Annotated in this window: 13 protein-coding genes and 1 pseudogene; 9 read left to right on the plus strand and 5 right to left on the minus strand. The window is 35.7% G+C overall.

The genetic code is table 11. The annotated features are described in order from the left end of the window. Nucleotides 1–124: 124 nt before the first annotated feature. Nucleotides 125–327: pseudogene (locus EKM01_RS14830) on the minus strand (bacteriorhodopsin); the annotation flags it as partial. Between the two features lie 160 nt (nt 328–487). On the opposite strand from EKM01_RS14830, the gene EKM01_RS14995 reads away from it, so the two are divergent. After that, nucleotides 488–910 carry a Brp/Blh family beta-carotene 15,15'-dioxygenase gene (locus EKM01_RS14995; protein ID WP_126463003.1) on the plus strand — a complete coding sequence of 141 codons (423 nt, stop codon included), beginning with the start codon at nt 488–490 and terminating at the stop codon, nt 908–910. Nucleotides 911–954: 44 nt separating this feature from the next. On the opposite strand, the gene dnaK is transcribed toward EKM01_RS14995, so the two are convergent. Continuing rightward, nucleotides 955–2,841 (minus strand): molecular chaperone DnaK, encoded by a 1,887-nt coding sequence (dnaK, locus tag EKM01_RS10145; protein WP_126452530.1) that lies wholly within the window; start codon nt 2,839–2,841, stop codon nt 955–957. Between the two features lie 381 nt (nt 2,842–3,222). On the opposite strand from dnaK, the gene EKM01_RS10150 reads away from it, so the two are divergent. The 4 genes from EKM01_RS10150 to EKM01_RS10165 all read left to right on the plus strand — a co-directional run bounded on the left by EKM01_RS10150 (nt 3,223) and on the right by EKM01_RS10165 (nt 5,738). Beyond that, nucleotides 3,223–3,399: a histone H1 gene (locus EKM01_RS10150; RefSeq protein ID WP_126452532.1), complete on the plus strand. Its 177-nt coding sequence runs from the start codon at nt 3,223–3,225 to the stop codon at nt 3,397–3,399. Between the two features lie 239 nt (nt 3,400–3,638). Beyond that, complete coding sequence (locus EKM01_RS10155; RefSeq protein ID WP_126463004.1) at nt 3,639–4,076, plus strand: thioesterase family protein; 438 nt, start codon at nt 3,639–3,641, stop codon at nt 4,074–4,076. A 181-nt stretch (nt 4,077–4,257) separates the two neighbouring features. Further along, nucleotides 4,258–4,836 (plus strand): cytochrome b/b6 domain-containing protein, encoded by a 579-nt coding sequence (locus EKM01_RS10160; RefSeq protein ID WP_126562957.1) that lies wholly within the window; start codon nt 4,258–4,260, stop codon nt 4,834–4,836. A gap of 221 nt (nt 4,837–5,057) precedes the next feature. Next, on the plus strand, nt 5,058–5,738 hold the full coding sequence (locus tag EKM01_RS10165; RefSeq protein WP_126463008.1) for a haloacid dehalogenase type II: 681 nt from the start codon (nt 5,058–5,060) through the stop codon (nt 5,736–5,738). 122 nt (nt 5,739–5,860) lie between these two features. Here EKM01_RS10165 and EKM01_RS10170 read toward each other — a convergent pair whose 3' ends face one another. From EKM01_RS10170 to EKM01_RS10180, 3 genes are all read right to left on the minus strand, one after another. Continuing rightward, a complete protein-coding gene (locus tag EKM01_RS10170) occupies nt 5,861–6,346 on the minus strand; it encodes a hypothetical protein (RefSeq protein WP_126463010.1) in 486 nt (161 codons plus the stop codon). Between the two features lie 245 nt (nt 6,347–6,591). Then, on the minus strand, nt 6,592–8,172 hold the full coding sequence (locus EKM01_RS10175; protein WP_126768189.1) for an NADP-dependent glyceraldehyde-3-phosphate dehydrogenase: 1,581 nt from the start codon (nt 8,170–8,172) through the stop codon (nt 6,592–6,594). A gap of 233 nt (nt 8,173–8,405) precedes the next feature. Next, a complete protein-coding gene (locus EKM01_RS10180) occupies nt 8,406–8,717 on the minus strand; it encodes a rhodanese-like domain-containing protein (RefSeq protein ID WP_126463014.1) in 312 nt (103 codons plus the stop codon). Nucleotides 8,718–8,988: 271 nt separating this feature from the next. Between EKM01_RS10180 and EKM01_RS10185 the strand changes: the two genes are divergently transcribed. From EKM01_RS10185 to EKM01_RS10200, 4 genes are all read left to right on the plus strand, one after another. Beyond that, on the plus strand, nt 8,989–9,615 hold the full coding sequence (locus tag EKM01_RS10185) for a Crp/Fnr family transcriptional regulator (RefSeq protein WP_126463016.1): 627 nt from the start codon (nt 8,989–8,991) through the stop codon (nt 9,613–9,615). Nucleotides 9,616–9,683: 68 nt separating this feature from the next. After that, nucleotides 9,684–10,472 carry a sulfite exporter TauE/SafE family protein gene (locus EKM01_RS10190; RefSeq protein WP_126463018.1) on the plus strand — a complete coding sequence of 263 codons (789 nt, stop codon included), beginning with the start codon at nt 9,684–9,686 and terminating at the stop codon, nt 10,470–10,472. 81 nt (nt 10,473–10,553) lie between these two features. Continuing rightward, a complete protein-coding gene (locus EKM01_RS10195; protein ID WP_126768191.1) occupies nt 10,554–11,969 on the plus strand; it encodes a rhodanese-like domain-containing protein in 1,416 nt (471 codons plus the stop codon). Between the two features lie 59 nt (nt 11,970–12,028). Continuing rightward, nucleotides 12,029–12,865, plus strand: coding sequence for a methyltransferase domain-containing protein (locus tag EKM01_RS10200; protein WP_126562959.1), 837 nt, complete (start codon nt 12,029–12,031; stop codon nt 12,863–12,865). Nucleotides 12,866–12,871: the final 6 nt, after the last annotated feature.

Below are 12,871 nucleotides of genomic sequence, written 5' to 3' on the forward strand. Positions count from 1 at the left end.
AAATGTGACTTTAATGTAATGTATCTTGTAGAAACGCACGGCAGTACGTCTATACGTGATAAATAACAATAATGATAGAATTAAATACCCGACTTATTTAAAAAATAGGTCGGGTTTTTTGTTTCATGTATCCTAATGGATATATTGACCAGCCTACAAGTACAAACCAGCACAATATTCTGTATGCTTTTTGAATTTCTCCACCTGTAGCAACAGCTAATTTTGAAGCTTTTCCTAACCTGATTTCATACACAATTCAAAATAAGCAAGTCCGAAAATGAAGTCCCATAGCGCTACACAATCGGTAAATACAACCTCGCCAAAGTACTATTCCAATTCTCTTATGGATTCTTTATTTTAGTGTTGCTGTTTACTTTTCACTCTGAGGAGGTACAAAACATTATATTAAACATCACAAAAATCAGTATTCCTATTCTATACATTTGGCTATCCTTACAGATTTCAGGTGCCTTATTTATAGCTATCAGTGTTTATTTGTATTGGAAATCAAAAAAAACGCCTAGAACTCTTTTATTTAGTACTATTTGCTATCCTTTTTAAATTCTCGAGTCTGATCTGGGGTTTTGCCATTTATTTTGTCTTGTGGCACAGTATTCCTTCTATAATTAACCAAATAAAGTTTTCAAATGGTTCTTGTTTCGTAAGCAATTTTATTGCATATTGCCCTGTAGCAGGCGTTTATTGGTTGGTTTCACTAGTAGAAATGGCACTTTTGTATTTTACATTTAAAGAAGAACAACTATTCAATACTTTATTTTTTTCTTTTTTGGCTGCCATAACATTTCCTCATACTTTAGTTATTACAAGAATATTTCGTGGTAAAAAGGAGAATAAAATTAAAATCAATGTCCATAAAAAAACCGTTCACCAAAGGCGAACGGTTTTCTAAATCAATAATAGAGACGCAATAAATCGCGTCTCTACGAGAAATAATTATTTTACTTCTTCAAATTCAACGTCTTCAACATTGTCACCTTGAGCTGCTTCACCTTCTGGTTTAGATGCTGCTTGACCTTGTTCTCCTTCAGCATACATTGCTTCAGTTGCTTTTTTCCATGCCGCATTGATGTTGTCAAGAGCCGTTTGAATTGCAGGAATATCTTGAGATTGGTGCGCCATTCTCAATTCAGTCAATGCGTATTCTACAGCTACTTTATTATCATCAGATAATTTAGCACCAAGTTCTTTCAATTGCGTTTCAGTTTGAAAAATCATTCCATCTGCTTCGTTCAATTTTTCAGCTCTTGATCTAGCGATTTTGTCAGATTCTGCGTTAGCTTCAGCATCTTGTTTCATTCTTTCGATTTCTTCAGATGTTAATCCAGAAGAAGCTTCGATACGAATATCGTGAGATTTTCCTGTTCCTTTGTCCGTTGCAGAAACTTTGATGATACCATTAGCATCAATATCAAAAGTCACTTCAATTTGTGGAACCCCTCTCGGTGCTGGTGGAATACCGTCTAAGTTAAAACGACCAATTGTTTTGTTATCAGCAGCCATAGCTCTTGCTCCTTGAAGAACGTGTAGTTCAACTGTTGGTTGAGAATCTGCTGCTGTAGAGAAAACTTGAGATTTTTTAGTTGGGATAGTTGTATTAGACTCAATAAGAGTTGTCATAACACCACCCATAGTTTCGATACCTAAAGACAAAGGTGTAACGTCAAGTAACAATACATCTTTTACATCTCCAGAAAGAACTCCACCTTGAATAGCTGCTCCAATGGCAACAACTTCATCAGGGTTAACTCCTTTAGACGCTTTTTTACCAAAGAATTTTTCAACCTCTTCAGCAATTCTTGGCATACGAGTAGAACCTCCTACAAGAATCACTTCGTCAATATCAGAAACAGATAAACCTGCATCTTTTAGCGCTTTAGCCACTGGTGCCATAGAACGTTTTACTAATGAATCAGTCAATTGCTCAAATTTAGCTCTTGTCAATTTTTTCACTAAGTGTTTTGGTCCTGAAGCTGTAGCGGTTACGTAAGGCAAGTTGATTTCAGTTTCAGCAGAAGAAGACAATTCAATTTTTGCTTTCTCCGCAGCTTCTTTCAAACGTTGTAATGACATTGGGTCAAGACGTAAGTCAATCCCTTCTTCCGTTAAGAAATCAGCAGCTAACCAGTCAATAATTTCGTGGTCAAAATCGTCTCCACCTAAGTGAGTATCTCCATTTGTAGACAATACTTCAAAAACTCCGTCTCCTAATTCAAGAACCGAAATATCAAAAGTACCACCACCTAAATCGTAAACAGCAATTTTTTGATCTTTACCTTTTTTATCCAAACCGTAAGCAAGAGCTGCAGCTGTAGGTTCGTTGATGATACGCATTACTTTAAGACCTGCAATTTCACCCGCTTCTTTCGTAGCTTGACGTTGTGCATCATTAAAGTAAGCAGGAACAGTAATAACTGCTTCAGTAACAGTTTGACCTAAATAGTCTTCTGCTGTTTTTTTCATTTTTTGAAGTGTCATTGCTGACAATTCTTGTGCAGAGTATAAACGGCCATCAATATCCACACGTGGTGTATTGTTGTCTCCTTTTACTACTTTGTACGAAACTCTTTTTGCTTCAGCTGTAATTTCGCCGAAAGAATGTCCCATGAAACGTTTGATAGAAGCAATAGTCTTAGTTGGATTAGTTACCGCTTGTCTTTTAGCAGGATCTCCTACTTTAATCTCTCCACCTTCAACAAAAGCGATGATAGATGGTGTTGTTCTTTTTCCTTCTGCATTAGGAATAACAACAGCTTCATTACCTTCCATTACAGAAACACAAGAGTTGGTCGTACCTAAATCAATTCCGATTATTTTACCCATTTTAAATATATTTAATTTTATTGTATACTAGTTTTAATGACTCGAAGTCGATAAGTCAATCTTTGTGCCAATACAAAAGGGACTAATGAATTGTCAGTTTATGTTAAAATTGGCGTAAAAAAATCTGACAATATGACATCACAGAGAAGTTGTCATTATAACCGAAGTTGTCATTCTTGATCTCAGGAATACTGAGATCTCACTTCTTATTTATTGAATAATTAAAAAAAGCGGACGTAATTTTATTCAGTATTTATAAAAAAAGATATTTCTGACACATACAATAAAATAATGGTTTTCTAATGTTAATTTAAAACTCAAAACATCCCAATCTAAAAATCAAAATTCTATTTTAGCGCCTTAATTTAATACAGTACTATTATGAAAGATTTAGTTGCAAAAATCAACGCTGAATTCGAAACATTCAAAACAGAATCTGAGTCACTAACTGAGAAAGGTGTCAAAGCTGCCGGACCAAGAGCTCGTAAATCAACTTTGGAACTAGAAAAACTATTAAAAGAGTTTAGAAAAGTTTCTGTAGAAGAATCAAAAAAATAAATTACGCAGCAAGCATCAGCCCTTTGGATTTTCTGAAGGGCTTTTTTATTTAATAGAATTTTTTATAAATTAGGCTTCGCTATTCAATATTTTTAGTAGTGCTAAAAATATACTCCAACAAATGGATCTAATTTATAATTTCATTAGCTTCCTACTTGCTTTTTGTCGTACTTTTGAGTTTCAAAAAAACACAATACTTCCTTGGTATCAAATCTTGGAAACATCTATAAAAAAAAACAATGACTTCATTTAGCAAAGAATTATCTTTTCGCTGGTCAGATCTTGACCCTAATTTTCATGTTCGGCACAGTGCCTATTATGACTTTGGCGCACAACATCGTATCGAAATTCTGGAAAGTCTTGGTTTGACCATTAAGGTGATGCAGTTGCAAGGCTTTGGCCCTATTCTTTTTAGGGAAGAATGTGTTTTTAGAAAAGAAATAAAGCTTTCTGACAAAATTTTTTTGCGCACCAAAACTTCAAAAGTAAATGCGGATGCTTCCCGTTGGTCCATTGTGCATGAGTTTATAAATGAGGACAACAAATTATGTGCAACTATAACAGTTGATGGCGCTTGGATGGATCTCAAACTTCGCAAACTAGCCTCTCCTACTCCAGAAATTGCGATTGAAGCCTTGAGTATTTTTCCTAAAAGTGATCATTTTACAGCACTTTAAAGAAAGAACGATTTATTGGCTGGTAAAAATAGGATAGTATCGTTGCTGTTTTTCTAAAACCATTCTTCATCGCCTTTCATTATATCCGTGTACTCTGAATTAATTTAAACTAAATTCTTTCTGAAATTGTATCGCAATTAAAACTGACTCCTAAACCATAACAACCCAATTCTGATAAATCATGAAATCCAGAAATTACTCCACCATTTACCGAATCATGCACTGGTCAATAGCCATTTGCATGACGCTAATGCTTATTACTATATTTCTTAGAATGACCTGGATGAACAAAAATAATGTCGCACTGATCATGCAAGAATATCTTTCAACCACAGATCAATCCCTATCCCAGGATCAGCTTATTTTGCTTGCTAAAAAAATAAGAAAACCCATGTGGGATTGGCACATATATATTGGTTATGCGTTAGTAGGGCTGTACAGCATCCGATTGGCGCTTCCCTTTTTTGGACAGATGAAATTCTCCAATCCCTTTTCCAAAGGATTAGCATTTAAAGAAAAAATTCACTATTGGACGTATTTAGTTTTTTATGCTTGCGTGGCAATTTCACTAATCACCGGTTTAATCATTGTTTTGGGTCCAGAAAACAGAAAGGAATCAATGGAAGATATACATGTCCTATCCATTTATTATTTATTGACCTTCATCGTAATTCACTTGGCGAGTATTTTCTTTTCTGAATTCACGAACCAACAAGGATTGATTTCTAGAATCATAAGTGGTTCAAAAAAGAAGAACTAAAACAAAAGATCTCTCAAAGAAATACTTAAAAATAGTATTTTAAAATCAATTTATTACTTCCTTTTGTCTAATTTTAAAACATGCCATTACACAATGATTGTTACTTACTATTGATCAGATAAAACCCGACAAAAAAATATAATTTCGATTAAAAAGTGATCCATTTGGCTTCTTTTATTATCGAACAAAATGAAAGCCCATATAAAACTAAATTAAAAATTATGACAGCACCAAAAGTAGTATTCTTTGATGTAAATGAAACCTTATTGGATTTAGGAGCCATAAAAAAAAGTATTGGTCAAGCCTTAGGAAATCGAGAAGATTTAACTGCCCTTTGGTTTACTACCATGTTGCACTATTCTTTAGTAACAACAGTTGGTGGTCAGTATACAGATTTTGGTACTATTGGAGCTGCTGCTTTAAGAATGGTAGCTGCGAATCAAGGTATTCTTTTAACAGAAGCGGAAGCTAAAGTAGCCGTAAGCAGTATAACCTCTTTACCACCTCATCCCGAAGTAAAAGAAGCGTTAGCAGCATTAAGAAATGCTGGTTATACATTAGTTGCCTTAACAAATTCATCAACCAAAGGCGTTGAAACTCAATTTAAAAATGCGGGCTTAACGGCATTTTTTGATCAAATTTTAAGTGTTGAAGAAGTAGGCAAATACAAACCAGATACTGCTGTGTATAATTGGGCAGCGCAAAAAATGGGAGTTAAACCCAACGAATGTTTGATGGTTGCAGCTCATGGTTGGGATATTGCAGGTGCAATTTGGGCAGGTTGGAGAGGTGCCTTTACGGCACGTCCCGGACAACAATTGTATCCTTTGGCACCATTACCTGAAATAAACGAAACAGATCTTCTAAAAATTGCCGAAAAACTTATATCCTTACAAAAATAACATAACATAACATAAGTATCTCTTTACCACTTTGATTAAGAGATACTTATATTATTTAAATCTTGTTTGCAGGAATTGCCCTTTTGATATTTTAAGAAATACTTTTTAGGCTGTTGAATTAATTATTTTTCACCAACACAATCAACACTTATAAATTTATATTTCACATTATCAAAATCTATAGGTACTCCTTTCACAAAATAAGAAGCTCCTAAATAAGTTTCGATTTTTCCATTACCTAAAATGAGTTCGTTCCCTTTCTTTAACATTGCCAATGGATTTTTATACGTTATTTTATCATAAGTTCCTTGAATAAACGAGTAGTCAGCAAATAATGTATCGCCTCGGAATTCGCCGTTGATTTTTCCAGTTTTTTTGGGCATGTTAAAAATCTTCATCACCATGTTTCCTGTAATTTTTCCGTTTTGCAAAGTGCTGATTTCTAAATCAATGGTATCTTTTTCAAACAAAGCTTTATAACACTGAACGTTTATTGGCTTTTCAGCTTGGGTTCGGGCAGCATCTGTAGCGTTAAGATTTTGATTTTTTTTACAACTTTCGAACCCAAAGCAAGCTAACAGTAAACAAAAAAGGATTAGATTTTTCATGTAAGTAAATATTTAGTTAATAATTACACCTCGACAAGAGTATAAAGATAAAGTTTCTTTTTAAACTTTTTAGATAATTTCACCTAAATAAGGATTTGTCCATCGGGTATTAATTCTATAGACTCTACTATTTTATGGCGCTATTAGCACGCGATGTTTTGAAATATGTCGTTTAAAATTCTAAAATATATTTCAAAGAGGAATGTTAAGTCCAAAAAAAAACGGCTTTTTTTGATTATAAAAGATTATAAAATATAATCGGTATTAATAAAATTAGATTCTTTACTGCTCAATAATTCCTGTAAAATAGCATTGTTATAGGCATTGTCTTTAGATGCTACAAAGGTTCTAATTGAGAACGAGCGCAGCGCATCATGAATACTCAATGTTCCTACTGCTGAATCTTTTCGTCCTGTAAACGGGAGAACATCCGGACCTCTTTGGCAAGAACTATTCAGGTTTACTCTGCACACTAAATTCACCAAAGCATCAATAAGTGGTGCAATAGTTTGAATGTCTTTTCCAAACAAACTTACTTGTTGCCCATAATTCGATTCGGCCATATCATTCAAAGGTTCCTGAATGTCTTTGAAAGAAATAATAGGCACCACAGGACCAAATTGCTCTTCGTGATACACACGCATTTCTTTATTTACTGGAAATAAAACCGCTGGAAAGATGTAATTAGAATAATGTTGTCCTCCCTTTTCATTAATTATAGCAGCTCCTTTACTAGTAGCATCATCAATCAATTCCTGAATGTAAGCTGGTTTTTCTTTTTCTGGTAAAGGCGTCAGAAACACGGAGGCATCCCACGGATTTCCAAAAACTAATGCATCCACTTTGGCAGCAAAACGCGTATTGAACTCCTCAACAATAGACTCATGCACATACAATACTTTCAAAGCCGTACAACGCTGTCCATTGAACGATAAAGAACCGGCAATACACTCTTGGATGGCCAAGTCTAAATCAGCATCCGGAAGAACTATCGCAGGGTTTTTCGCCTCTAAACCTAGGATCAAACGCAATCTGTTTTTATTAGGATGCTGGTCTTGTAATGCAATCGCTGAGGTACTGTTTCCTATCAAAGCCAAAATAGCTACTTTACCGGATTTCATTATTGGCGAAGCCACTTCACGTCCGCGACCGTATACAATATTGATGGCTCCTTTTGGGAAACTGCTTCTAAAAGCTTCTAATAAAGGGGAGATCAACAGCACACCATGTTTTGCCGGTTTAAAAATTACCGGGTTCCCCATGATCAATGCCGGAATGAGTAACGAAAAAGTCTCATTCAACGGATAATTATAAGGCCCAAGGCATAAAACAACTCCAAGCGGTCCTCTACGAACCATAGCGTTTACTCCCTGAACTTTAGAAAAATGAGCACTACGGCTGTTCAATTCTTTTAAACTGTCAATAGTATCATATATATATTCTACAGTTCTGTCAAATTCTTTTTCAGAATCACTCAATGATTTTCCTATTTCCCACATCAATAGTTTAACTACTTCTTTACGGGTCGTTTTCATTTGAGTAACAAAGTTTTCCATACACTTTATCCGATCCGCCACTTTCATCGTAGGCCATAATCCTTGACCGTTATTATACGCTGCATTGGCTGCATTTACCGCTTCTAGAGCTTCCGTTTCCCCCATAGACGGGATAGAGCCTAAAATAGTTGGACCATATTCATCCGTAGACGAAATTGTTGAAAAAACAGGAGTTGTCTGACCGTTCCATTTTTTTAATTCTCCATCAATTAAGTACGTATCTTGATTTAATAAAGTGCTAATTTGAAATTCTTCTGGTACTACATTCATAAAAATAGATATTATATTTATAATTTGGCTCTGCCACGAAATCGGTATGCATTGCACTCTATACTGATTTGCAAAATAAAGACTTAATAATACCAGCATTAAAACATTACGTTAATTAAGCTTAATGGCAAAAAAGGGATTCCCTAAGTAGTGTGATTTCTAATTAAACCCACACAAAAAGTAGTAAAACCTGTAATTTAAATACTAAAAAGAGGTGTTACCCTCTTTGCGTTTTATGGAGCTACTACTTCTCCATCCCATTCTATAATTCCGCCTATTAAGTTGTAGGCGTTTTCAAAACCAAGCTGATTCATTATTTCGCATGCTTTTGCACTTCGCATTCCGGATCGACAATACACATAATACTTTTTGTTTTTGTCCAAAGCTTCTATTTCAGTTACAAAATCCTGGCCGCTGTGAATGTCAATATTGATGGCATTGGCAATATAGCCTTCGCTAAATTCATCTTCGGTTCTCACGTCTAGAATTACTGCATTTTCATCCGCTTCAAATTGAGAAATCCAATCTTCTTGTGTTAAATTCATAATGATGTTTTTTGTAAAAATACAACGTTTTTACCAAACAATAAACGTAACAATTGTTAATTAGATATTTTTATTGAAAAATCGTTTTCGCAAAACATTAAACATCAACAAACTAAAACTAAGGCTTGAATTCTTATTAAAAATAGTCTATTAAATCCATAGACAACAAGCCATAAATCAAAGGTTTGTACACTGTTATAGTCTGAAAAACGGTCTGTTTTTTGAGTTATTTACACTACTTTTACAAGGCAGAATATAGAAAAAAATAAAAATGCTTGATTCCATAAAAAAAATATTTCCTTCCTTTTCTACTGAACTAGTCAAAGATGTGGATGCAAATGCTGCGATACAATCTTTCAAAACTGGTGATGTCATCATGCGCACCGGACAGTACATAAAAAATACTGTATTGGTAATCCGTGGAAAAATTAAGGTCTATCGCGAAGATGAAAATGGAGGAGAGTTTTTCATGTATTATTTGCAACCCGGTCAGGCTTGTGCCATTTCAATGATATGTGCCACCAAAAATGAAAAAAGCCAAATCATGGCTAAAGTCGTTGAAGATGTCGAACTAATCCTCTTGCCCTTACTCTTGATGGACAAGTGGATGATGCAACACCGCAGCTGGTATGAATTTGTAATTGATACCTACAGAAGTCGTTTTGAGGAGATTCTCGAAGTCATTGACAGCATTGCTTTCCGGGCGATGGATGAGCGATTGGAATTTTATCTAAAACGCCATGCCGATGTGTGTGGTTGTAAAGAATTGAAACTCTCCCATCAAGAAATCGCTTCAGAGCTCAATACCTCAAGAGAAGTAATTTCGCGTTTGTTAAAAAAAATGGAGCAACGCGGCATAGTGGCCTTACACCGCAATAACATTGAACTGTTAAAATAAAATTTACGCACTGAAGCGGTGTTTTTGTGCAACTATTTTTAAAATCAGAGCTTCAAAAAAATGTTACGATGGAATATTTAGGCTATTTTGCTTCTATTATTATTGGTCTTTCTTTGGGTTTAATTGGCGGTGGCGGATCCATACTTGCCGTTCCCATACTGGTATATCTCTTTAATATCAATCCGGAATTAGCCACCAGTTATTCGTTATTTATAGTCGGAATAACAGCTATGATTGGGAGCTACAGCCAGTACAAACTTGGTAATTTAAAAATAAAACCAGCACTTGCCTTTGCGATTCCTTCTCTCCTCTCTTTACTTTTTGTACGAGAAATTGTGTTACCAAAAATTCCGTCCGTTATTTTTACACTACACCATTTTGAAGTGTCAAAAAATCTTTTGATTCTCATTGTGTTTGCGTGTCTTATGATAGCCACATCCGTATCGATGATCAAAAAGGCAATACCAAAAAAAACTCTTCAAAAAGACAATTTCAGCAAGATAGCCCTCATTGGACTATTAGTAGGTTTTCTCACTGGTTTTCTAGGTGCCGGTGGTGGTTTTTTGATTATTCCAGCATTGCTTTTCTTTGCAAATTTACCTATGAAACAAGCTATTGGCACCTCTTTATTGATTATCTTTATTACTTCGTTAATTGGTTTTGGCGGCGATGTGTTAAACGGTATCAGCATCAATTTCAGACTGCTTTTTACCATTTCGGCAATTGCCATCCTGGGACTGTTCATTGGCACCTATTTATCTAAAAAAATCGATGGCGCAAAACTAAAGCCGGCTTTTGGTTGGTTTGTGTTAGCTATGGGAATGTATATTATTATCAAAGAATTTCTCCTGAATTAAAAAAACAGAATGTAGCAATTGTTACCGTTTATCCTAAAAAACAGAAGTACATTTATACCAATAAATTAAAAAAACGCAATCATGCAAATCGAACAAATATATACCGGATGTTTAGCACAAGGCGCCTATTATATCACATCAAATGGAGAAGCAGCCATTATTGACCCGTTACGGGAAACCCAGCCCTATCTGGATCGATTAGAACGAGATGGTGTGCAATTAAAATACATTTTTGAAACTCATTTTCACGCTGATTTTGTTTCCGGTCACATAGATTTAAGCCGTCAAACTGGTGTTCCTATCGTTTATGGCCCAAATGCAACATGTGAATTTGAATGCATTTCTGCAAATGACGGACAGGAATTCAGCATTGGAAACATCAAAATAAAAGTACTACACACGCCGGGACATACCATGGAAAGCACCACTTTTTTATTGATAAACGAAAACGGAAAAAACCATGCCATTTTCTCCGGTGACACCTTGTTCATTGGTGATGTGGGAAGACCGGATTTAGCCCAAAAAGCGGCACACATGACCCAGGAACAGCTGGCCACAACTTTATTTCATTCTTTACGAACAAAGATTATGACCTTGGCAGACGACGTCATCGTATATCCTGCTCACGGTGCAGGAAGTGCCTGTGGAAAAAACATGAGCAAGGAAACCGTTTCGACCATTGGCGACCAAAAAGCGACCAATTATGCGTTGCGTGCGAATATGACGGAAGCTGAATTTGTTCATGAAGTCACCGAAGGTTTATTGCCTCCGCCAGCTTATTTTGGTATGAATGTGGCAATGAACAAAAAAGGATATGAAAGTTTTGAAAACGTTTTGAATCTGGGAATGCGTGCGCTTTCCCCTTCTGAATTTGAAGTAGCCGCTGAAGAAACCGGAGCTTTATTATTGGACACTCGGAAAAATGGGGAATTTGCCAAAGGATTTATTCCGCAATCCATAAACATTGGTATCGATGGTGATTTTGCTCCTTGGGTAGGCACTTTAATTGCCAATGTGCAACAACCCATCCTGATTGTTTGTGAACCGGGACAAGAGGAAGAAACCGTTACGCGTTTGAGCCGTGTGGGTTTTGACAACTTAATGGGGCATCTGGCTGGTGGTTTTGATACCTGGGCAAAAGCAGGAAAAGAAATGGATACCGTACATAGAATTACTGCAGAACAATTTGCCAAGGAAGTAAAAATTGGCCAAAGCAAAGTAATCGACATTCGGAAAGAAAGTGAATACTCCGCAGAGCATGTTGAGGAGTCCTACAGCAAGCCATTAGCAGCTATTAATGAATGGATCAAAGACATAAATCCTAAAGCCCATTTTTACCTGCATTGTGCCGGTGGATACCGCAGTATGATTGCGGCTTCAATACTGGAAGCGCGGGGTTTTAGAAATTTTACTGAAATTGAAGGCGGTTTTAATGCTATTGCAAAAACGACTGCTCCTAAAACAGATTTCGTTTGCCAAAGCAAAATTTTGAAATAAAAATAATTTCAATGACAACGGCTGTTTCAAAGTAATGGCTATTTCAAAAAAATAAAATTATGGAGCATCTAAAATGTTGTGTCATTTCTAACAACGAACCGCTGGACCAAGCCTATTGGGAAACACAATACAAAACCAAAACAACCGGTTGGGATTTAGGCCAAGTATCTCCGCCCTTACAAAGGTATATCAATACTATAATTACTAAAAACAGTCGTGTTTTGATTCCCGGTTGTGGCAACAGCTACGAAGCGGAATATCTTCTGGAGCATGGATTTACAAATGTTACCGTTATTGATATTGCTCTAACACCTGTTAGAGCTTTAAAAGAAAAATTTAAAAACAACCCTTCTATTAAGATTGTTTTAGGCGATTTCTTTGCACATCAGGGAAAGTATGATTTGATTATTGAGCAAACTTTTTTCTGCGCTTTGCCTCCTACAATGCGCCAGAAATACGTTTGGAAAATGCATCAACTCTTGGCTGAAGAAGGAATTCTGGCGGGATTATTATTCAATAGAACGTTTGAATCCGGACCTCCTTTTGGCGGAAACAAAGAAGAATATGAGCTGATTTTCAAAGGTGCTTTTGACTTTTTGAAAATAGATGTGTCTAAAGATTCAATTGCACCAAGAGCAAATTCAGAGTTGTTTATCGAATTAAAAAAAAACAGTCAGGTTGTTGTGAATTTATATGAGCTGGAAGGCATTACAGATAGCGACTGTATGGAAAAACTTATAGAAAAACTACTGGCAATTAACGGTGTTTTAAATGTAAGCATCAGCAGTAATTTTGCCGATGTACTACTTGTGAGTAAAAAGGAAATTACAACCGAAACATTACAGGAAGTGACTGCTTATGACGAAAAGTACGCTATCAAAAAAATAAAGAACTAAATTCAG

Origin of the sequence: Flavobacterium sp. RSP46, assembly GCF_003984825.1 — a bacterium.
GTDB lineage: Bacteria > Bacteroidota > Bacteroidia > Flavobacteriales > Flavobacteriaceae > Flavobacterium.